The following is a 20,607-nucleotide window of genomic DNA, read 5'->3' as shown; positions in this document are numbered from 1 at the left end:
CATCCCGAGGCTGCTTGACGACGGGAGCAGTAATCGTGAACCGACCCCACAGAATCCAGCGCCTCGGCGCACTCGCGGCAGCGACGGTGACCGCCGTCGGCGCCGCCGGCACCATCCTGGCCATGTCCGGTCCCGCCGGCGCAGCCGACAACCCGGCACCGCTGATCGGTGCCGAGAAGTCGACGGCCATCGACAACTCCTACATCGTCGTGATGAAGGGCAGCGGCTCGGAGGCCAGGGCCAACGCAGCCGACGCCCGGGCGCTCGCCAAGGAGAAGGGCGGCTCGGTGAAGTACGCCTACGACAAGGCGATCACCGGATTCTCCGCCACGCTCGACGCCGACGCGCTCGAGGCTCTCCGCAACGACCCCGATGTCGACTACGTCGAGGCCAACCAGGTCGTGAAGGCCAGCGGCGACCAGGCCAACCCCACCTGGGGCCTGAACCGGATCGACCAGCGCAACCTGCCGCTGAACTCGAACTACCACTACGACTACACCGGCTCGGGGGTGAAGGCCTACATCATCGACACCGGCATCCGCTCCGCGCACACCGACTTCGGTGGCCGGGTGACCTCCGGCTACACCGCGATCGGGTCCAGCACCGAGGACGAGAACGGTCACGGCACACACGTGGCCGGCACCGTCGGCGGAACGACGTACGGCGTGGCCAAGAACGTCACGCTCGTGCCCGTCCGCGTGCTCGACGCCTCCGGCTCCGGCACGACCGCCGGCGTGATCGCCGGTGTGAACTGGGTGACCTCCAACCACACCTCCGGTCCCGCGGTCGCCAACATGTCGCTCGGTGGTGGGGTCTCATCGACCCTCGACTCGGCGGTCTCCAACTCGATCGCCGACGGCGTCACCTACGCCGTGGCGGCGGGCAACGACTCCGGTGCCAACGCGTGCAACGGCTCACCCGCCCGCGTCGCGGGTGCGCTGACCGTCGGCTCGACCACCAACACCGACGCCCGGTCGAGCTTCTCCAACATCGGATCCTGCCTCGACCTGTTCGCCCCGGGTTCCTCGATCACCTCGGCGTGGCACACCTCCAACACCGCGACCAACACCATCTCCGGTACGTCGATGGCGACCCCGCACGTCGCCGGTGTGGCCGCGCTCTACCTGCAGGCGAACCCGACGGCCTCTCCCTCCTCGGTCTCCTCGGCGATCGTGTCCAACGCGACCACCGGCGTGGTCACCTCGGCCGGAACCGGCTCGCCCAACCGCCTCCTCTACTCCCTGTGGAGCGGCGGCACCGACCCGACGGACCCGCCGACCACGCCGCCGGCGGGCAACCTGCTGGTCAACCCCGGCTTCGAGTCGGGCGCGACCGGTTGGAGCGCCTCCTCGGGTGTGATCGACAGCTCGAGCTCCGCCCCGGCGCGTACGGGCTCCTACAAGGCGTGGCTGAACGGCTACGGCTCGGCCCACACCGACACGCTCTCGCAGTCGGTCACCCTGCCCACGACCGGCAAGACGCTGTCGTTCTACCTGCGGGTGATCACCAACGAGACGACCACCTCGACGGCGTACGACAAGCTGACCGTCAAGGTCGGCTCGACGACCCTGGCGACCTACTCCAACCTGAACGCGAGCTCCTCGTACTCGTTGAAGTCGTTCTCCCTGGGTTCCTACGCCGGTAGCACCGTCACACTGGCGTTCACCGGCACCGAGGACTCCTCGCTCGGGACCAGCTTCCTGATCGACGACACCTCCATCGCCTGATCCGTCTGATCCATCTGCACCAAGACCACGCCGGGTCGCTCGCGCAACGCGAGCGGCCCGGCGGGCTCGTGTCGGGACTTTTTTCCCACCCTGTTTATGCCCTGTTTATAGGTGTTCACCTTCGGTATCTGCACGTTGCTGCAATGCGAAGAGTTGGGTCGTTACGGGTTCTACGTAACGTGATTACGTGGTTGGCCGAACGCTTCGGGCTGCGGCCACAGGGAGGGCGCAGGGCGTTCGTCTCGGTCCTACAGGGCCGTACGATGACGGGAGTCAGTTCGTGAACCGAACCAAGAAGAACCGGGCCTACAAGGCGCCGGCAGTCATCTCCGCCGTGGCTGTGGGAGCAGCAGCCTCGGCGATCGCATTCACCGTCCCGGCCGGTGCCGCGGACGGTCCGGCGCCGCTGCGCGGCGCGGACGCCTCGACCGCGATCGAGGGTCAGTACATCGTCGTGATGAAGAAGCAGGGCGGCAGCGACCTCGCGAAGTCCGAGGCCAAGTCGGTCCGCAGCGACGCTCGCGACGCCGGTGGCGACGTACGCGAGGTCTACAACACCGCGTTCAACGGCTTCTCCGCCTCGCTCGACAAGGACGCGCTCGCCGAGGTCCGGGACAACCCGGACGTCGCCTACGTGCAGGCCAACCACCGCTACACCACTCAGGGCGACCAGGCGGACCCGACCTGGGGCCTCGACCGCATCGACCAGGCCGCGCTGCCGCTCGACAAGAACTACCACTACGAGCAGACCGGTGCCGGCGTGACCGCCTACATCATCGACACCGGTGTCGCGGCCGACCACTCGGAGTTCAGCGGCCGGATCGGTGAGGGCTTCGACGCCGTCGACGGCGACAGCGACCCGAGCGACGGCAACGGCCACGGCACCCACGTCGCGGGCACCGTCGCCGGCACCACCTACGGGGTCGCCAAGGAGGCCACGATCGTTCCGGTCCGTGTCCTCGACGACCAGGGCTCCGGCACCACCGAGGGTGTCGTCGCCGGCATCGAGTGGGTCACCGAGAACCACACCGACGGCCCGGCCGTCGCCAACATGTCGCTGGGTGGCGGCAACGACGCCGCTCTCGACGCGGCCGTCCAGGCCTCGATCGCCGACGGCGTGACCTACGCCGTGGCCGCCGGCAACGAGAGCTCCGACGCCTGCGGCTCCTCGCCGGCTGCCGTCCCGGAGGCGATCACCGTCGGTGCCACCGACGACACCGACGCCGCCGCGGACTTCTCCAACACCGGTGAGTGCCTCGACCTGTTCGCTCCGGGCGTCGACATCACCTCGGCCTGGAACGACGGCTCGACCAACACCATCTCCGGTACGTCGATGGCGACCCCCCACGTCGCCGGTGCTGCCGCGCTCTTCCTCCAGGCGAACCCCTCGGCCACCCCGGCCGACGTCGCCACGGGTCTGACCGGCGCCGCCATCGCCGACGTGGTCACCAACCCGGGCACCGGTTCGCCGAACCTGCTGCTCACCACCGTGTTCTGAGCTGAAGCTCTGAACTGAGCTCGTTGGGGCCGTCCGGGAGGGGCGGCCCCAACGGCTGTTCACGCCCGCCACGCCCGCCACGCTCGGCGCCGCGGCGGCAGGTTCGCCAGGATCCAGCTGTGGAAGTGGTCGTTGTGGCTCCACGGGTGCCGGGCGTTGAGCTCGGCGATAGCCTTCGCCGCGGTCCCTCCGGCGAACTCTGCCGCCCACGTACGCAGTGCCGTGCCCGGCATTCTGCCCCGACGACGCGAGGTTTGGCCGGGGGGTCGCGGAGCGGCGTACCCTTGGGGTTGATCGTTCCCGAGCTTTGAGGTGCCCATCGTGACCGTCGCCCAGAGCGACCTCGTTCCTGAGTCCGTCTTCCCTCGGCTGGAGCCGCGCCTCGCGCTGGTGTCCAAGCCGATCCAGTACGTCGGTGGGGAGCTCAACTCGACCGTCAAGGAGTGGAACGACGTCGAGGTGCGGTGGGCGCTGATGTACCCCGACGCCTACGAGGTCGGCCTGCCCAACCAGGGTGTCCAGATCCTCTACGAGGTGCTCAACGAGCGCGACTGGATCGCGGCGGAGCGCACCTACGCGGTCTGGCCCGACCTGGAGAAGATCATGCGCGAGGGTGACGAGCAGGGTCCGATCCCGCAGTTCACCGTCGACGCCCACCGTCCGGTGAAGGCGTTCGACGTCTTCGGGCTCAGCTTCTCGACCGAGCTCGGCTACACCAACATGCTCAACGCGCTCTCGCTGGCCCAGATCCCGTTGCACGCGGTCGACCGTGGTGACGACGACCCGATCGTGCTCGCCGGCGGCCACGCCGCGTTCAACCCCGAGCCGATCGCCGACTTCCTCGACGCCGCCGTGCTCGGTGACGGCGAGGAGGTCGTGCTCAAGATCTCCGAGGTCGTGCGTGAGTGGAAGCAGGACGGTCGCCCCGGCGGCCGCGACGAGCTGCTGCGCCGCCTGGCCGTCTCCGGGGCCGTCTACGTCCCGAAGTTCTACGACGTCAACTACGCCGCCGACGGCCAGATCGAGGCCGTCGTCCCCAACCGCCCCGACATCCCGTGGCGGGTCCGCAAGCACACTCTGATGGACCTCGACGCGTGGCCCTACCCGCGCAATCCCTTGGTGCCGCTGGCCGAGACCGTCCACGAGCGGTTCTCGGTGGAGATCTTCCGCGGCTGCACCCGCGGCTGCCGCTTCTGCCAGGCCGGGATGATCACCCGCCCGGTCCGTGAGCGCTCCATCACCACCATCGGCGACATGGTCGAGAACGGGATCCGGAAGTCTGGGTTCGAGGAGGTCGGGCTCCTGTCCCTGTCCTCCGCCGACCACACCGAGATCGGTGACGTCGCGACCGGTCTGGCCGACCGCTACGAGGGCACCAACGTCTCTCTGAGCCTGCCGTCGACGCGCGTCGACGCCTTCAACATCACCCTCGCCAACGAGTTCTCCCGCAACGGTCGTCGCTCCGGTCTGACGTTCGCCCCCGAAGGCGGCTCCGAGCGGATGCGCAAGGTCATCAACAAGATGGTGACCGAGGAGGACCTGATCCGCACCGTCGGTGCCGCCTACTCCCACGGCTGGCGCCAGGTGAAGCTCTACTTCATGTGCGGCCTGCCGACCGAGACCGACGAGGACGTCCTGCAGATCGCCGAGCTGGCGAAGAAGGTGATCGCGAAGGGCCGCGAGGTCTCCGGTCGCAACGACATCCGCTGCACCGTCTCGATCGGTGGCTTCGTACCCAAGCCGCACACTCCCTTCCAATGGGCCTCCCAGCTCGACCACGAGACCACCGACGAGCGCCTGCAGAAGCTGCGCGACGTGGTCCGCTCGGACAAGAAGTTCGGCCGCGCGATCGGCTTCCGCTACCACGACGGCAAGCCCGGCATCGTCGAGGGCCTGCTGTCCCGCGGCGACCGCCGCGTCGGCGCGATCATCGAGCAGGTCTGGCGCGACGGCGGTCGCTTCGACGGTTGGTCGGAGCACTTCTCCTACGACCGCTGGGTCGCCGCAGCCGAGACCGGCCTCGCCGGCACCGGCGTCGACCTCGACTGGTACACCACCCGCGAGCGTGAGTACGACGAGATCCTCCCTTGGGACCACCTCGACTCAGGCCTCGACAAGGACTGGCTCTGGGCCGACTGGGAGGACGCCCTCGCCGCCGCCGACGGTGAGGACATCGAGGTCGAGGACTGCCGCTGGACGCCTTGCTACGACTGCGGGGTCTGCCCGGAGATGAACACCGAGATCCAGATCGGTCCCACGGGTCAGAAGCTGCTGCCGCTGTCCGTCGTCTGACCTGCGCAAACGCGTCGAAATACGTCTGCGGGCCGCGGTGCTTCCGCGGTTGTCGGGAATGTTCCATGGCGCTCGCGGTGAGACTGCACGCGTAGATCCGCGTACGGATCTGACAGTGCGGCGACACTCGAGCAACTAATGGGCATGGTCGAGCACAAGATCACCTGTGAAGTCGTCATCGTCGACGAGGATGGGCGCGAGTTCCCGTTCAGCCGTGAACTGCTGCTGCCGGTGGACGCCGGTGGGGCGTTTCGTCACGAAGGGGACTCCCGCGCTGCCCCCTCAGTTGAAGCTGGCGAGCATGGATCGTGCACGTGAGTGATCCATGCACTCCGCGGGCGCGCGGAAGTGCACGGATAGGTCATGTGCACGATCCGTGCATGCTGGCGGAGATGGCCAGGGGCGCTTGTGCGGCTGCGCTCACAAGTGGGCAGTGGTATCGACGGCGATGGGGCGGGAGCAGCAGCCAGTCGTCGGCTCGATTGCCACTACGACGTTGTTCGGTTGGCTGGTCGCGAGCGCGGCTGCGGGATCGAGACGAGCAAGCTGCCTGAGGAGCATCCGGCCGATCATCTCGTGCGAGACGAGGAGCGGGCGCCGCACGCCGGTCGCTGCGATGGCAGCGAGCGCCGAAGTCGCTCGGGCGTCGGCGTCGGCATAACTCTCCCCGCCGGGGAAGCGCCACAAAAATTTGTCACCATCTCGAATCGCCATCATTCCCGGGAACCGGGTATCGATCTCGTCGCCGGTCAGCCCGGCCACATCGCCGTGGTGCACTTCCGCAAGTTCGGTGAGCTCGGTCGGAGTGGCGTGAAGACGCGTGGCGATGATCTGTGCGGTCTGCGCGGCCCGGCCCAGCGGGCTGTGGAAGATCGCATCGACACGGCAGCCTTCGAGAACGCCTGCAACGGCGTCGGCCTGCGACTTGCCGCGGACGGTCAGGGGTGAGTCGAGTTGGCCCTGTCGGCGGCCTCGGCGGTTCCACTCAGTCTCGCCATGGCGGGCGAGGTACACGACCTCGAAGGGATCTTCCACGGCTCAGAGACTGCCACGGCGAAACAGCGATGGGCATTGGGTTATCCCCGCCACTGGGCTGCAGGTCTGAGGGTTTCATCTGACGGCGACCGGCGCGAAGTCGGACGACAGATCTCGTCGGAAGAAGCATCATGATCGTCGTGAGTTCGGATAGCAGCGATGACGAGCGTCAGGAGTCGGTGTGCCATCGGCTCGTTGACCCGATTGCTCAGCGAGTGCTTGAGGCCGTCGAACCGTGGGACGCCTACGAAGCTGCGATGGATGCGGGTGTCGCGGTCCTCGATGAGATCGAATCGCTGCCTGATGGCGGTGCCATCTACTGCCAATGGATGGAGCTTTCGGATCTGTTCGACCACCCTCGATCGCTTTTCAGTGCCGAGGCGGCTCAAGCAGCAGCGCGACGAGCGGCGCACGACTGGCTCAACTCCCCGATCGAGGTTGGAGCATTCAAACGGTGGGCTGAGAAGGACGATTACTTCACCGGTGCCTACCCAAGCCGAGGTTGATACGGGACGGCCGTTAGCTCGCGTCGAGTGTCGGGTTGTTGCCATCTGCCCGGAGATGAACACCGAGATCCAGATCGGTCCCACGGGTCAGAAGCTGCTGCCGCTGTCCGTCGTCTGATCGGTCAGGGCTCGATCCGCTTCTCGAAGAAGACGCGACCGAATCCGCGATCGTCGCGCCGGGACGTCTCGACATAGCCGATGCGCTCGTAGAGACGCTGGTTCTCCACCATCGTCTCGTGGGTGTAGAGGCGGATGACCTTGGCGCCCACGGCGATCGCTCGCTTCTCGGCGAGCGCGAGCAGGTGTCGGCCATATCCCTGACCATGGTTCTCGGGCCGGACCGCGACGTTGTCCAGCACGAAGTCGTCAGGCGACGGCAGCAGCACGACGAATCCCTTGATGTCGGCAGTTCCGTCGGTCACGACCCACACCTCGGCGGATGTCACAAGCTCGTCGTAGTCGGCATCCATCGGCCCCGGCCGTTGATCCCGCATCCTCGGGAGATAGCCCTCGTACGCTTCGACGGCGATCGCGCGCAGAGTGGCGGCATCGGAATCCACCGCGCGACGAACCGCGAACGAAGGCAGAGGATCCACATCGGCGAGCGTAGCCGTCGTGCCGTTCTGTCAGCCCGCGAGTTTCGAACATGTGCGGGAAAGTGACCTGCGATTGCGAGGTGGGTCTTCGGCAGCTTCCTCCCAGCCGAGTAGCCGATCAGCGGATCGCTGCGGTCGCCTCGATCTCGATGAGTACGTCAGGGCGGAAGAGGCCGGCGACCTGCACCAGCGAACTGGCGGGCGGGCGAGTGACGTCGACGAACTCGTCGCGCACGGACCGGATCAGCGGCAGCTCGTCGGTGGCCACGACGAAGTAGGTCAGCTTCACGACATCTGCCCAGGTCGCGCCCGAGGCAGTCAGGGCGATGCCGAGGTTGACGAAGGTCTGCCTGGTCTGCGCCTCCCAGCCGTCGGCCACGGCTCCGTCGGCGGTGATGCCGACCTGTCCCGAGGTCACGACGAGCCGGGCGCCGGGGCCGGTGATCACCGCATGGCTGTAGCCGGCGGGTGCGGGCAGGTCATCGGGAGTCACGAAATCCACACGCCGAAGGTAGACCGGGCCCGCGATCCGGGCGACCGATTACCGCTCAGCCGACGGGACGGACCCAGCGCCGCCACTCCGACTGCGACTCGTACCCCGAGCTCTTCCACAGCGACTGCCCCAGGTCGTTGCCCTCCAGCACCATCGCGTCGATCCGGCTCGCGCCCAGGGCCACGAGGCGGTCCTCGGCGTGGGCAAGGAGGCGGCGGGCGAGCCCCTGGCGGCGTACGTCGGGGTGGACCGCCAACCGGTAGAGGTGGGCACGCCAGCCGTCCCAGCCGGAGATCAGGGAGCCGACGATCCGGCCGTCCGGGGTGACCGCGACCGTGCAGGCCTCGGGGTCGCGCGCGATCAGGGCCTCGACCTTCGCCGGGGAGTCTGTCGGCCGAGAGTCGTTCTCCGCGGCCACCTCCCACAGCTGCAGCAGCGCAGGGATGTCAGAGACAGCGGCAGGCCGGAGTTCGATCACGGCCGGAGTCTCTCACGCGACCAATGGGGTACGACGGGGAGTTCTGCACCGATTATCGACCGGTAACCGATGCAGAACTCCCCGTCGTACCCGAACAGGAAGTTCAGCAGTCCTCGGCGCCGCGCATGGCGAAGTCGATGCTGACGGCGTGGTGGTCCGAGAGGCCGGTGGGGGTGACCCGGCCGGCGCCGGCCTCGAGCCAGGAGTTGGGGAGCAGGTAGTCGACGCGGCCGCCGCCGTCGTGGCTGGAACCCAACGAGGCACCGGCGTCGGTCAACGAGGCCAGGGCGGTGCCGAGGACGCCGGAGCCGGAGCCGGCGTTGAGGTCGCCGCCGAGGAGCTTGGCGCCGTCGTAGGCGTTCACCCTGGACATGACCGCACCGATCTGCGCCTGCCGCAGCGAGTCGGAGGTGTGGTCGAGATGGGTGTTGAAGACGACCAGGCGCTGGCCCTCGACGATGATGTTCGCCCGCAGCACCCCGCGCTGCTCCTTGCCGTCGCTGTTGGGCAGGTGGGTGTTGCCGGACTCCGCGATGGGGAAGCGCGACAGGATCGCGTTGCCGTAGCCGCCGCGGTCGGTGATGTAGTCGTTGGCACCGAAGACCGCCTGCATCCCCAGGTGGGAGGCGATGATCGCGGGTTGGTCGACGTTGCCCGAGCGGCGGCGGTTCCGGTCGACCTCCTGGAGGAGTACGACGTCGGCGCCCGAGGCGCGGATCACGGCGGCGATCCCGTCGAGCTCACCGGGGGAGACCCGGCCGCCCTTGATGTTGAAGGTCATCACGGTCAGCTTGCGCGGGACGGCGCAGGGGTCGATCTTCGGCTTCTTCGGGGCCTTCGCGATCGCCGGGGGCGCCTCCAGCGTCGTGAACTTCGGCAGCGGCTCCGACGAGGCCGAGGCCGATGTCGGGGCCGAGGGGGAGGCCTCGAGGGTCTCGGCGCTCGGCGACGAGGAGGCATCCGCGGAGGCCTGTCTCGCATCGCTCAACCGGGGAGCCAGCACGGTCAGGGCGGCGATGGCACCGACTGTGAGAACGACCGCGAGGATCGGCAACAGCTCCTTGAGGCGTACCGAGATCGTCCTTCTTCTGTGGTGGCTCACCGCGCGAGTCTCCCATTTTTCGTATGCAAACCGTTACATCGAGTTCGTCCCCCATTCGCCAGGTGGGTGATCGCCCCCGGGGACCTACATAATCGACTCCGTGCGTCAACAGCCCGAACAGCAGGCCCCGCCGGTCCAGCGCCTCCGCATCCGCTACGCCAAGCGCGGCAGGCTCCGGTTCACCAGCCACCGCGACTTCAGCCGCGCCTTCGAGCGCGCGGTCGCCCGCGCCCGGATCCCGGTGGCCTACTCCTCGGGCTTCAACCCGCATCCGCGGATCTCCTACGCCGGGGCGGCTCCGACGGGGGCGGCGAGCGAGGCCGAGTACGTGGAGCTCGCGCTGCGCGAGATCGTCGACCCGGCTGCCACCAAGGGTGCCCTGGACGAGGTCATGCCCGACGGCCTCGACCTGCTCGACGTCGTCGACACCGCCACCTCGCCCAAGGGTGCGCTGGCCGACCTGCTCACCGGCAGCGAGTGGATCATCGACCTCCCGACGTCGCCCGAGGAGGCGGCCGCGGCGGTCGAGGCGTTCCTCGGCGCCGAGGAGGTCATCGTGGAGCGGATGACCAAGAAGGGCATGCGCGAGTTCGACGCGCGAGGCGCGGTCGTACGCCTCTCCTCGGCGCCGCGCGAGGGCGGCTCGCGTCTGGAGCTGCTGCTCAAGCACGGCACCCCGTCCGTACGTCCCGACGACGTCGTCACCGGGCTGGAGCGCATCGGTGGGCTGAAGGTCGGTCCCGACCATGGCGGACTGCCGCTCCTGACCCGGCTCACCCAGGGCATCTTCGACGAGGAATCCGGCACGATCGGCGACCCGCTGCACTAGTGTTCGACCGGTGAGGCGCTGCCGATGAGAACAGTCACCGACCGTGAGCGCCGGGCGAGGCTGGCCAGGCGGCACGGGCTCGCCCCCGACCACAGGTACGCCGACGTGGCCGCCGCGACGGAGGCGATGACCGCCTGGCATGCGACCGAGGCGGCGACCGTCCACCTCGCGCTGCACGCGCGCGTCCGCGACCTCCACGTCGAGGACGTCGAGCGTGCGCTCTACGAGGAGCGGTCGCTGGTCAAGCAGCTGGCGATGCGGCGCACCCTCTTCGCCTTCCCGCGCGACCTGGTCGCCGCGGCCTGGGGGAGTGCCTCGGCCCGGGTCGCCGCCCAGGAGGAGAAGAACCTCCACAAGTGGCTGACGGCGGGCGGCATCGACGAGGACCAGGACGGCTGGATCGAGAAGGCGTTCGCGGCCACGCTCGCAGCGCTGGCCGACGGCGAGCCGCGGACCACGACGCAGCTGCGCGAGCTGGTTCCCGAGCTCGACGTCCGCTTCCGGATGGGCGCTCCCGGCAAGAAGTGGGGCGGCGAGTTCGCCATCGGGCGGTGGGTGATCGGCACCCTCGCCGCGCAGGGGCGGCTGATGCGGGCGACCAACCTTGGACACTGGCGGCTGAACAAGCCGACGTGGACGCTCGCCGAGTCGTGGCTCGAGGCGATGCCGACCCCGCTCGCCCCGGCGGAGGGCTATGCCGAGCTCGTCCGTCGCTGGCTGTGGACCTTCGGGCCCGGCACCGAGGCCGACCTGGTCTGGTGGCTCGGGTCCACGAAGTCGGCGGTGCGGGCGGCGCTCGCCGCGGTGGAGGCGATCGCGGTCGGGCTCGAGGGCGGAGGCACCGGCTGGGTGCTGCCCGACGACCCGATCGCCGTCTCGCCGGAGCCCGAGGTCGAGCCGTGGGCAGCGCTGCTGCCGACCCTCGATCCCACCGTCATGGGCTGGAGGGAACGCGGGTTCTACCTGGACGCGGAGGACGTGGCGTACCTCTTCGACTCCAACGGCAACGCCGGCAACACCGCCTGGTGGGACGGCCGGATCGTCGGGGCCTGGGCGCAGGACGACGACGGCCGCGTGCACCCGATCGTGCGCCACGACATCGCGGAGGACGGCCGGGCGGCGCTGGCGACCGAGGCGGAGCGACTCACCGAGTGGCTCGACGGTGTGGTGATCGTGAACGTCTACAAGTCGCGCCAGATGAAAGAAGCGACCCTTCCCTGAGTTTCGTTGGCGTCCGGATATCGGTCTGTTGACAGGGTGTATGCGATACTCCGAGACGACTGCTCAAACAATCGGGCCCGACCCGAGGAATGGACAGTCCGACGACGCCTCGCCGGCGTGGGCCCTCCGGGGCGCACTCCGGCACACAGGAGGTAGGTCGTCACCAGACCGCGACGCAGGCCTAGCAGGTCAGTGAGAGCGACTCGCCCGGGAAGGTCCCGGACGGCCGAGCGACCGCGGCAGGTGACGAACCGCAGCCTGTGACGCACCGCTGCGGAGGATGCCGCCGCCCTGACAAGCTTTGCGCCGCGATGCGGCTGCTACGTGGAACAGTTCGATACTGCGCAGCGCCCGTTTCCCGGCACCTGACTATCCGGCACCTGTGAAGGTCCTGGATGAGGAGAACGGCATGGCCGACGAGACCACTGTCGAGAACACCGAGAACGGCGCTGAAACGCCGCAGACTCCGGTGACCGACACGAACGCCGCGGAAACCACCGCGGAATCCACTCCCGCGAAGAAGACCGCGGCGAAGAAGACCACGCGCAAGCGTACGACCAAGAAGGCTGCCGCGGCGCCGGCGGAGACCGTGGAGGCCGTGGAGGTCCCTGCCGAGGAGACCGCCGAGACGGGTGAGACCGCCGAGGCCCCCGCCAAGAAGACCGCGGCGAAGAAGACCACCCGGAAGCGTACGACCAAGAAGGCTGCCGCTCCGGCGCCGGCCGAGGTCGAGACCACCGACGTCGCCGAGACCACCGAGATTACCGAGACTCCGGCCGAGGCCCCCGCCGAGGCCGTCGAGGCTCCGGCCAAGAAGACGGCCGCGAAGAAGACCACCGCCAAGAAGACCACGGCGAGGAAGACGGCTGCCAAGAAGGCTGCCGCCCCGGTCGTCGAGACCCCCGCGCCCGTGGAGACCCCCGCGGAGGAGGTCGCCGACGAGACGGTCGAGGAGACCGAGGCCGAGCAGGCCGGTCCGGCGGCCCCGGCGGTCCTGTTCCAGGCGCCGACCAAGACCACCACCCGCCGGCGCACCCGCAAGACGGCCGAGCCGAAGCCGGTCGAGGAGCCGCTCGAGGCCGCCGCCGAGGCGCCCGCCGAGGACGCGCCGCAGGCCGCCGAGCCCGCCGCTGAGGCCACCAAGGAAGAGGCTCCGGCCCGGACCCGCAGGCGCAACGTACGCAACGCCGCCCCGGCCGAGGAGAAGGCTGACGAGGAGGAGTCGACCGAGGTCGAGGCCACCGACGTCGAGTCCGACACCGACACCGACACCAGCTCCGACACCGAGTCCGACGAGAGTTCGGCCGACGACGGTGAGGGCGGCGGCAACGGCCGTCGTCGTCGCCGCCGTGGCGGCCGCCGCCGTCGCAAGGGTGCCAACGGCGACGCCGAGGGCTCCGACTCGACCGAGACCGAAGACAAGTCCGAGGAGTCCGAGGGCGAGGGCGACGAGAAGGACGCCGACGCCGACCAGCAGGGCGAGGGCGGCAGCTCCTCGCGCCGTCGCCGTCGTCGCCGCCGCGCGGGCGAGGCCTCGGGTGAGGCCGGCGACGACCCGGAGAACACCGTCACCAAGGTCCGCCAGAGCCGCACCGGCGAGGACCAGATCACCGCGCTGTCGGGCTCGACCCGCCTGGAGGCGAAGAAGCAGCGCCGCCGCGAGGGCCGTGAGGCCGGCCGCCGTCGCGCCCCGATCGTGAGCGAGGCCGAGTTCCTGGCCCGCCGCGAGTCGGTCGAGCGCGTCATGGTGATCCGCGAGCGCGAGGACCTGACCCAGATCGCGGTGCTCGAGGACAAGGTCCTCGTGGAGCACTACGTCGCCCGCGAGAGCCAGACCAGCCTGATCGGCAACGTCTACCTCGGCCGCGTCCAGAACGTGCTCCCCTCGATGGAGGCCGCGTTCATCGACATCGGCAAGGGCCGCAACGCGGTCCTCTACGCCGGTGAGGTCAACTGGGCCTCGCTCGGCTGGAAGGAGGGCCAGCCCCGCAAGATCGAGTCGGTGCTGACCTCCGGCCAGAAGGTGCTCGTCCAGGTGACGAAGGACCCGATCGGCCACAAGGGCGCCCGCCTGACCTCGCAGATCTCGCTGGCCGGCCGATTCCTGGTCTACGTGCCCGACGGCACCACCTCCGGCATCTCCCGCAAGCTGCCCGACACCGAGCGCAACCGCCTCAAGACTCTCCTGAAGGAGATCGTCCCCGACACGGCCGGCGTGATCGTACGCACCGCCGCGGAGGGTGCCGCCGAGGAGGAGCTGACCCGCGACGTCGAGCGCCTCAAGGCCCGCTGGGAGGACATCGAGAAGCGTGCGGGCGGCAATGCCCCGCAGCTGCTCTACGGCGAGCCCGACCTCACCCTGAAGGTCGTCCGCGACCTGTTCACCGAGGACTTCGCCAAGCTGGTCATCTCCGGTGACTCGTCGTGGGAGACCGTCAAGGACTACGTCCAGTCGGTGGCCCCCGACCTCGAGGAGCGCGTGGAGAAGTACGACGGTGAGGCCGACGCCTTCGCCGCGTACCGCATCGACGAGCAGATCGCGAAGGGCCTGGACCGCAAGGTCTGGCTGCCCTCCGGCGGCTCGCTGATCATCGACCGCACCGAGGCGATGACTGTCGTCGACGTCAACACCGGCAAGTTCACCGGCTCCGGCGGCAACCTGGAGGAGACGGTCACCAAGAACAACCTCGAGGCTGCGGAGGAGATCGTTCGCCAGCTCCGGTTGCGCGACATCGGCGGCATCATCGTCGTCGACTTCATCGACATGGTCCTCGAGTCCAACCGTGACCTGGTGCTGCGTCGCCTGGTCGAGTGCCTGGGCCGCGACCGCACGCGTCACCAGGTCGCCGAGGTCACCTCGCTGGGTCTGGTGCAGATGACGCGTAAGCGGATCGGCACCGGCCTGCTCGAGGCGTTCTCGGAGAACTGCGACGCCTGCGGCGGCCGTGGCCTCGTGATCCACGAGCATCCGGTCGAGGCCGGCAAGTCCTCCGGCGTCGCCCCCGACGAGCCGCGCTCGCGCCGCCGTGGCGGTCGCGGTAGCCGTGGCAAGGGCCGCGACGAGGTCGGTGGCGAGCAGCGCACCGAGCCTGCCGAGGAGTCGGCCAAGACGCCGTCGCCCGCCGAGTTCGCCGCGATGGCCGGACAGGCGGAGAAGACCGAGGAGCCGGCGGCCGAGTCCGTCGAGACTCCCGCGGAGGCGGTGGCCCCGAGCGAGCCCGAGGCCGTCGAGACCCCGAAGGTCACGACCCGCACCCGCTCGCGCCGGTCGAGGGCTGCGAGCCCCGAGGAGACCTCGGTGGCCGAGTCCGCCGAGGTAGCCGAGCCCGCCGCAGCCGCGGAGTCCGCCGAGACCGCCCCTGAGCAGGTCGAGGCGCCGAAGGTGACGACGCGGACGCGTTCGCGCCGGTCCAAGGCGTCGACCCCGGCGCCTGAGCCGGTCGAGGCCGAGACCCCGGCCGAGGCGGTCGCCGAGGCTCCCGCGGTGGCACCCGCCGAGCCGGAGGCTCCGAAGGTCACCACGCGCACCCGCACCCGTCGGGCCGCGACGACCGGCCGCCCGGTCCTGGCCGCGGTCGTCGGCAGCTCGACCACCGAGCCGAAGCCGGCGGCGGAGAAGCCCGCTCCCGTGGCCCCGCCGGTCGAGCCCGAGGCGGCCGAGCCCGAGGCAGTCGAGCCGGAGGCGGCCGAGGTCGAGGCCACCGAGCCCGAGACGACCGAGCCCGCGGTCGCCGCTCCCGAGCCGGTCGCGGCCGAGCCGGTCGACTCCAAGCCGAAGGTGGTCACCCGGCAGCGCCGCGGCGCCCGCCGCGAGGTCGTGAGCACCGGCGAGGGCGCGGTGATGACCGCGACCAAGCCCGAGGCGCCGGTGACGAGCAACGGCACCGCGTCCACCCCGGCGCCGAAGGTCGTGACCCGCACCCGTGGTGGCGCCAGCCGCGACACCACGCCGTCCCAGGACAGCTGACCAGACCACGACGCCCCGGTGACCCCCCTCGTGGTCACCGGGGCGTTGTGCTGCCCACAGCCCTGCTCAGCCCTCCCAGACCTCGAGAGTCTTCCGCGCACCGACCGCGTGCAGGGACGCCAGCGCCTCGGCGTACGGCTCGGTGAACTCAGGTGAGTCGACGAGGTCGCCGAAGAGGTCGGGGTCGCGAAGGAAGGCGAGCGGGTCCGCGCGCTGGGCGATCGCCCGGGCCATCACGTCGGCCCGGCGCCGGTCGACGATGTCGATCGGCGCGCCCTGCTCGTCGACGCCCTCGGCGTAGCGGGCCCAGGAGGCGACGACGAGTGCCGAACGGCGAACCGACCCGCCACGCCCCAGCTGAGCGGTGATGACCGGCACCAGCCACTTCGGGATCCGGTCGGAGCTCTCCGCGCACAGCCGGGCCAGGGTGTCGCGGATGTGGGGGTTGGCGAAGCGGGAGATCAGCTCGCGCCGGTAGCCCTCCAGGTCCACGCCGGGCACCTGCGGCAGCGTCGGGGTGCCCTCCTGCGACATGTAGCCGAGCAGGAAGTCGACGAAGAGCGGGTCGGTGCAGACCTCATGGGCGTAGCGGTAACCCGAGAGGTAGCCGAGGTAGCACAGCGCCTGGTGGCTGGCGTTGAGGAGCCGCAGCTTCATCAGCTCGTACGGCTCGACATCGGGCACCATCTCGACCCCGGCCCGCTCGAACGGGGGCCGTCCCTGCGGGAAGTGGTCCTCGAGCACCCACTGGGAGAACGGCTCGCTGACCACTGGCCAGGCGTCTCCGATCCCGAACCGCCAGCCGACCTCCTCGACGTCGGCGTCCGTGGTCGCCGGGGTGATCCGGTCCACCATCGAGCTCGGGAAAGCCACCTCGGACGCGATCCAGTCGCCCAGCTCCGGGTCGCGCAGGGACGCGAACGCCGACATCATCGCGCGGGCGACCTCGCCGTTGCCGGCGATGTTGTCGCACGACATCACCGTGAACGGAGCCACGCCGGCGGCGCGGCGGCGAGCCAGCGCCTCCACGACATAGCCGAACGCCGTGGACGGCGCCGCCCCCGCCTCCAGGTCCGCCTGGATGGCCGGATCGGAGGCGTCGAAGCCGCCGGTCGCCTGATTGACGTGGTAGCCGCCCTCGGTGATGGTCAGCGAGACGATCCGGATCCGCGGGTCGGCGAGCAGGTCGAGCACGTCCGTAGGGGAGTCGGGGGCGAACAGGTAGTCGATGATCGAGCCGATCACCCGGCCGTGCACGCCGCCGTCCGGTGCCCGCTCCATGAGCGTGTAGAGGTGCTCCTGTGCGGCGAGAGCGTCCCGCATGCGTACGTCCTGGGGCATCAGCCCCACCCCGACGATGCCCCAGTCGGTGATGCCCGAGGCGAGCAGGTCGTCGACATACCGCGCCTGGTGGGCGCGGTGGAAGCCACCGACCCCGAGATGCACGATCCCGGGGGTGACGGCGGACCGGTCGTAGGCGGGGACGGCAACGGACGCAGACAGTTCGCCGAGCCTGGCTGTCGTGAGTCGCGGATAGGTCACGCCGCCACCTCCGTAGCGCAAGCGCCAGGGTACGGACGCGGCGCCGTGTTGTGCTCATGGTTCACTCGCTGGCGCTCGCTCACTTGACGGCCCCCAGGGAGAGACCTTGGACCAGCTTGTCCTGGGCGGCGAAGCCGGCGATGAGCACGGGCAGGGAGATCAGCGTCGCCCCGGCGGCCAGCTCGGCGAGGTAGGCGTGCTCGGTCTGGATCAGCGTGTTCACGAAGACCGGACCCGTCTGCGCGGCGACCGAGGTCAGCACCTTGGCGTAGAGCTGCTCGTTCCACGCGAAGATGAAGCAGATCAGCGACGTGGCCGCGACGCCGGGCATCGAGATCGGCGCGACGATGCGGGTCAGGATCCGGAACGTGCTCGCGCCGTCGATCGAGGCGGCCTCGATGATCGCGGGCGGCACCTCGGCCAGGAACGAGCGCATCATCCAGACGGCGATCGGCAGGTTCATCGCGGTGTAGAGCAGGATCAGGATGATCACGTTGTCGGGCATCTTGATCACCTGGGTCGTGAACAGGTAGATCGGCAGGATGCCCGCGACCATCGGCAGCATCTTCGTCGACAGGAAGAAGAACATCGCGTCCGACCACTTCTTCACGGGCCTGATCGAGAGCGAGTACGCCGCGGGGATCGCCAGGGCGAGCACGAGCAGCGTCGAGATCACGCTGGTGATCACCGAGTTGATCAGCGCCGGGGTGATCGGGTTCGCCGAGGTGAACAGGCCGCCGTAGTTGTCCAGCGTCAGCGGGGCACCCCAGCTCGGCGGGTAGGTCTGGGCGTCCTGCGGTGCGTGCAGCGAGGTCAGGACCATGTAGAGGATCGGGATCACGAAGATGATGCCGACCAGCCACGCTGCGATCGGGATGACGATCTTCGCCACCCGTTGCCGGTTCCAGGTTCTCATCGGCTTGCCTCCTCGTCGGTCAGCAGGGACGACACCACGCGGAGTGCGAAGGTCGCGATGATCAGTGAGCCGATGACCACGACGACGCCCAGCGCTGAGGCGACCCCGTAGTCCTTGGCGGAGTAGAACGTCTCGTAGACGGCGAACGGGATGTTGGTGGAGTTCAGCCCGCCGGTCATGCCCAGGACCGAGTCGAAGTTCTGGACGATGAAGATCGTGCCGAGCACGATCGAGAGCTCGAGATAGCGGCGTACGTGGGGGAGCGTCATGTGCACGAACGTCTGCCAGCCGTTGCAGCCGTCGATGCTGGCCGCCTCCAGGACCTCGGGGTCCTGCGACTGCAGTCCGGCGAGCAGGATCAGCATCATGAACGGCGTCCACTGCCAGATCAGCTCGATCTCGATGGCGAGCTTGGGATGGTCGGTCAGGAAGGCGATGTCCTGGGCGCCGGGAACCCCGAGCTGCCCGAGCACGCCGTCGACCAGGCCGAACCCGGTCATCAGGATGCCGTTGCCCCAGAAGACCGCCGCCGCGATCGGCACGATCAGGAACGGCGCGATCATCATCGTGCGCACCACGCCGCGCCCGATGAACGCGTGGTTGAGCAGCAGCGCGATCCCGAGGGCGAGCAGGGCGCTGACCCCGACGACGACCACCGTCATCTCGATCGTGTTGAGGACCGCCGTCCGGTAGGCCGGCGTCGTGAACACGGTCTTGAAGTTGTCGAAGCCGGCGAAGCTGCGTCCTTCCGCGTCTGGCTGCGCGCTCCAGTTCATGAACGACATCACCAGCGTCGCCACGAACGGCAGCTGAGTCACCACGATCAGGAAGACCAGCGCGGGCAGCAGCGGCGCGCGCAGCTTCCACGACTCCCGGCCCCATTTCTTGTACGCCGCGGGCGGCCGGGTCACCGTCGGCTCCGCTGTCGTGGGTAGAGGTGCGGTCACGGAGGCCATCACTGCTTCTCCTTCTGGACGTCGCCGTACTCCTGGGCGAGCGACTGACAGCGGTCGAGCGCCGCGTCGGTGGTCTTCGAGCCCGAGATGGCGCTGGAGAGCTGCTTGGCGCACTCGGTGCCGAAGTCGGTGAAGCTGGGGACCCCGACGAACTGGATGCCGTTGTAGGGCCGCTTCTGGACGCCGGGGTTGTCGGCCTGGGCGTTCTTGATCGCGTTCATGGTCGGGGTCGCGAAGGAGCCCGCCACCTCGAGGTACTCGGGGTTCTCATAGGTCGAGGCGCGCTTGCCCGCGGGGACGTTGGTCGGCCCGCCGGTGTCGTGCTCGGTGTCGGCCATCACCAGCTCCTCGTACTCCTTGCTGGAGGCCCAGGCGACGAACTCCTTGGCGTCCTCCTGGTGGCGCGAGGCCTTCTGGATCGCCCAGGCCCAGGTGTAGAGCCAGCCGGCGTTCTGGGTCTGGTCGTGCGGGGCGGCGACGTAGCCGACCTTGCCCTTGACCGGCGACTCGGCCGCTTCGAGCGACCCGGCGCCGGAGGTGGCGTCGTACCACATCGCGACCTTGCCCTGCTGCATGGCGTTGAGGCACTGCGGGAAGCTGAACGTCGCCGCGCCCGCCTCGCCGTGCTCGCGGACCAGATCGACGTAGAAGTTGGCCGCCTTCTTGAAGCCGCCCTTGTTGACCTGGGCGTTCCAGTCCTCGTCGAACCAGGTGCCGCCCATGGTGTTGACGACGGTCGTGATCGAGGCGAGGTTGTCACCCCAGCCGGCCAGGCCGCGCAGGCAGATTCCACGCATGTCCGGCTCGGCCTCGTTGATCTTCGCGGCGAAGCCGGCGACCTGCTCCCAGGTCGGTTCGGCCGGCATCTCGATGCCGTGCTTCGCGAACAGGTCCTTGCGGTACATCAGGAACGACGACTCGCCGTAGAACGGCTGGCCGTAGACCTTGCCGTTGGCCGAGAGCGCCTCTGTCATCGGCGGCAGGATGTCGTCCTGGTCGAACTCGGGGTCGTTCGCGATGCTCTCCATGTCCGAGATCCAGCCGGCTTCGGCGTAGTAGGGGATCTCGAAGTTGGACAGCGTCGCCACGTCATAGATGCCGGACTGGTTGGCGAACTCGGTGCTCGCGGTGTCGCGCATGTCCTGCTCGACCTTGACCACGAAGTTCACCTCGATCCCGGTCTTCTCGGTGAAGTGCTCCTCGGTGAGCTCCTGGAGCTCGAGCATCTGGGGGTTGTTGACCATCAGCACCGTGATGCTGTGCTCACCCGCGCTCGTCCCGCCGGCGCCCAGGCCGCCGGTGCCGCATGCCGTCAACATCACCGTCGCCAGTGATAGCGCTGTCAGCGCTGCGGAGGTCCGTCTCCGTACCCGCATTCGATCTGCCTCCTCGCAGTGTGACTGTCGTCACGACCACGATGGCGTAATTCGGGCTCGACCCCCTAGCCCG

18 protein-coding genes are annotated in these 20,607 nt (G+C 69.1%); 8 read left to right on the top strand and 10 right to left on the bottom strand.

The window, feature by feature from the left end; genetic code table 11:
• Window positions 1-35: 35 nt before the first annotated feature.
• Complete coding sequence (locus OG984_RS12430) at window positions 36-1,727, top strand: S8 family peptidase (protein ID WP_328531875.1); 1,692 nt, start codon at window positions 36-38, stop codon at window positions 1,725-1,727.
• 280 nt (window positions 1,728-2,007) lie between these two features.
• The gene (locus OG984_RS12425; RefSeq protein WP_328531874.1) at window positions 2,008-3,225 is read left to right on the top strand and encodes a S8 family peptidase; all 1,218 of its coding nucleotides are present in this window, start codon (window positions 2,008-2,010) and stop codon (window positions 3,223-3,225) included.
• A gap of 59 nt (window positions 3,226-3,284) precedes the next feature.
• Here the strand turns inward: OG984_RS12425 and OG984_RS12420 are convergent, their stop codons facing one another.
• The gene (locus OG984_RS12420; RefSeq protein ID WP_328531873.1) at window positions 3,285-3,458 is read right to left on the bottom strand and encodes a hypothetical protein; all 174 of its coding nucleotides are present in this window, start codon (window positions 3,456-3,458) and stop codon (window positions 3,285-3,287) included.
• 88 nt (window positions 3,459-3,546) lie between these two features.
• Here OG984_RS12420 and OG984_RS12415 point away from each other — a divergent pair, with 88 nt between their 5' ends.
• Window positions 3,547-5,517 carry a TIGR03960 family B12-binding radical SAM protein gene (locus OG984_RS12415; protein ID WP_008358531.1) on the top strand — a complete coding sequence of 657 codons (1,971 nt, stop codon included), beginning with the start codon at window positions 3,547-3,549 and terminating at the stop codon, window positions 5,515-5,517.
• Window positions 5,518-5,661: 144 nt separating this feature from the next.
• On the top strand, window positions 5,662-5,835 hold the full coding sequence (locus tag OG984_RS12410; RefSeq protein ID WP_328531872.1) for a hypothetical protein: 174 nt from the start codon (window positions 5,662-5,664) through the stop codon (window positions 5,833-5,835).
• Between the two features lie 102 nt (window positions 5,836-5,937).
• On the opposite strand, the gene OG984_RS12405 is transcribed toward OG984_RS12410, so the two are convergent.
• Window positions 5,938-6,552, bottom strand: coding sequence for a histidine phosphatase family protein (locus OG984_RS12405; RefSeq protein ID WP_328531871.1), 615 nt, complete (start codon window positions 6,550-6,552; stop codon window positions 5,938-5,940).
• A gap of 131 nt (window positions 6,553-6,683) precedes the next feature.
• Here OG984_RS12405 and OG984_RS12400 point away from each other — a divergent pair, with 131 nt between their 5' ends.
• Window positions 6,684-7,058, top strand: coding sequence for a hypothetical protein (locus OG984_RS12400; protein ID WP_328531870.1), 375 nt, complete (start codon window positions 6,684-6,686; stop codon window positions 7,056-7,058).
• Between the two features lie 122 nt (window positions 7,059-7,180).
• Here the strand turns inward: OG984_RS12400 and OG984_RS12395 are convergent, their stop codons facing one another.
• From OG984_RS12395 to OG984_RS12380, 4 genes are all read right to left on the bottom strand, one after another.
• Window positions 7,181-7,654, bottom strand: coding sequence for a GNAT family N-acetyltransferase (locus OG984_RS12395; protein WP_328531869.1), 474 nt, complete (start codon window positions 7,652-7,654; stop codon window positions 7,181-7,183).
• Between the two features lie 118 nt (window positions 7,655-7,772).
• The gene (locus OG984_RS12390) at window positions 7,773-8,156 is read right to left on the bottom strand and encodes a RidA family protein (RefSeq protein WP_328531868.1); all 384 of its coding nucleotides are present in this window, start codon (window positions 8,154-8,156) and stop codon (window positions 7,773-7,775) included.
• A 46-nt stretch (window positions 8,157-8,202) separates the two neighbouring features.
• Window positions 8,203-8,625 (bottom strand): GNAT family N-acetyltransferase, encoded by a 423-nt coding sequence (locus OG984_RS12385; RefSeq protein WP_328531867.1) that lies wholly within the window; start codon window positions 8,623-8,625, stop codon window positions 8,203-8,205.
• 103 nt (window positions 8,626-8,728) lie between these two features.
• Complete coding sequence (locus OG984_RS12380; protein ID WP_328531866.1) at window positions 8,729-9,727, bottom strand: endonuclease/exonuclease/phosphatase family protein; 999 nt, start codon at window positions 9,725-9,727, stop codon at window positions 8,729-8,731.
• Window positions 9,728-9,815: 88 nt separating this feature from the next.
• Here OG984_RS12380 and OG984_RS12375 point away from each other — a divergent pair, with 88 nt between their 5' ends.
• From OG984_RS12375 to OG984_RS12365, 3 genes are all read left to right on the top strand, one after another.
• A complete protein-coding gene (locus tag OG984_RS12375; protein WP_442941009.1) occupies window positions 9,816-10,556 on the top strand; it encodes a TIGR03936 family radical SAM-associated protein in 741 nt (246 codons plus the stop codon).
• Between the two features lie 24 nt (window positions 10,557-10,580).
• Window positions 10,581-11,777, top strand: coding sequence for a winged helix DNA-binding domain-containing protein (locus tag OG984_RS12370; RefSeq protein WP_328531864.1), 1,197 nt, complete (start codon window positions 10,581-10,583; stop codon window positions 11,775-11,777).
• 409 nt (window positions 11,778-12,186) lie between these two features.
• Window positions 12,187-15,744, top strand: a complete 3,558-nt coding sequence (locus OG984_RS12365; protein WP_328531863.1) for an Rne/Rng family ribonuclease — start codon at window positions 12,187-12,189, stop codon at window positions 15,742-15,744.
• 66 nt (window positions 15,745-15,810) lie between these two features.
• Here OG984_RS12365 and OG984_RS12360 read toward each other — a convergent pair whose 3' ends face one another.
• From OG984_RS12360 to OG984_RS12345, 4 genes are all read right to left on the bottom strand, one after another.
• A complete protein-coding gene (locus OG984_RS12360; protein ID WP_328531862.1) occupies window positions 15,811-17,286 on the bottom strand; it encodes a mannitol dehydrogenase family protein in 1,476 nt (491 codons plus the stop codon).
• Window positions 17,287-17,365: 79 nt separating this feature from the next.
• On the bottom strand, window positions 17,366-18,202 hold the full coding sequence (locus OG984_RS12355; RefSeq protein ID WP_328531861.1) for a carbohydrate ABC transporter permease: 837 nt from the start codon (window positions 18,200-18,202) through the stop codon (window positions 17,366-17,368).
• Window positions 18,199-19,158: a carbohydrate ABC transporter permease gene (locus OG984_RS12350; RefSeq protein ID WP_328531860.1), complete on the bottom strand. Its 960-nt coding sequence runs from the start codon at window positions 19,156-19,158 to the stop codon at window positions 18,199-18,201. Before OG984_RS12350 ends, OG984_RS12355 begins: the two co-directional genes overlap by 4 nt.
• Entirely contained in the window at window positions 19,158-20,477 is a 1,320-nt protein-coding gene (locus OG984_RS12345; RefSeq protein ID WP_328531859.1) for an ABC transporter substrate-binding protein, read from the bottom strand. Before OG984_RS12345 ends, OG984_RS12350 begins: the two co-directional genes overlap by 1 nt.
• Window positions 20,478-20,607: the final 130 nt, after the last annotated feature.

The sequence above is a fragment of the Nocardioides sp. NBC_00368 genome, assembly GCF_036090055.1.
In the GTDB taxonomy this organism is placed as follows: Bacteria; Actinomycetota; Actinomycetes; order Propionibacteriales; family Nocardioidaceae; genus Nocardioides.
The sequence above is the reverse complement of the archived record's forward strand: the minus strand, read 5'-3'. Positions and strand labels throughout refer to the sequence as shown.

Bases quoted from the DNA above. Each gene is read 5' to 3' on its own strand.
- OG984_RS12370 (WP_328531864.1), top strand. From the start codon at position 10,581: ATGAGAACAGTCACCGACCGTGAGCGCCGGGCGAGGCTGGCCAGGCGG.
- OG984_RS12355 (WP_328531861.1), bottom strand. From the start codon at position 18,202: ATGAGAACCTGGAACCGGCAACGGGTGGCGAAGATCGTCATCCCGATC.
- OG984_RS12365 (WP_328531863.1), top strand. From the start codon at position 12,187: ATGGCCGACGAGACCACTGTCGAGAACACCGAGAACGGCGCTGAAACG.
- OG984_RS12400 (WP_328531870.1), top strand. From the start codon at position 6,684: ATGATCGTCGTGAGTTCGGATAGCAGCGATGACGAGCGTCAGGAGTCG.
- OG984_RS12420 (WP_328531873.1), bottom strand. From the start codon at position 3,458: ATGCCGGGCACGGCACTGCGTACGTGGGCGGCAGAGTTCGCCGGAGGG.
- OG984_RS12345 (WP_328531859.1), bottom strand. From the start codon at position 20,477: ATGTTGACGGCATGCGGCACCGGCGGCCTGGGCGCCGGCGGGACGAGC.
- OG984_RS12350 (WP_328531860.1), bottom strand. From the start codon at position 19,158: ATGGCCTCCGTGACCGCACCTCTACCCACGACAGCGGAGCCGACGGTG.
- OG984_RS12410 (WP_328531872.1), top strand. From the start codon at position 5,662: ATGGTCGAGCACAAGATCACCTGTGAAGTCGTCATCGTCGACGAGGAT.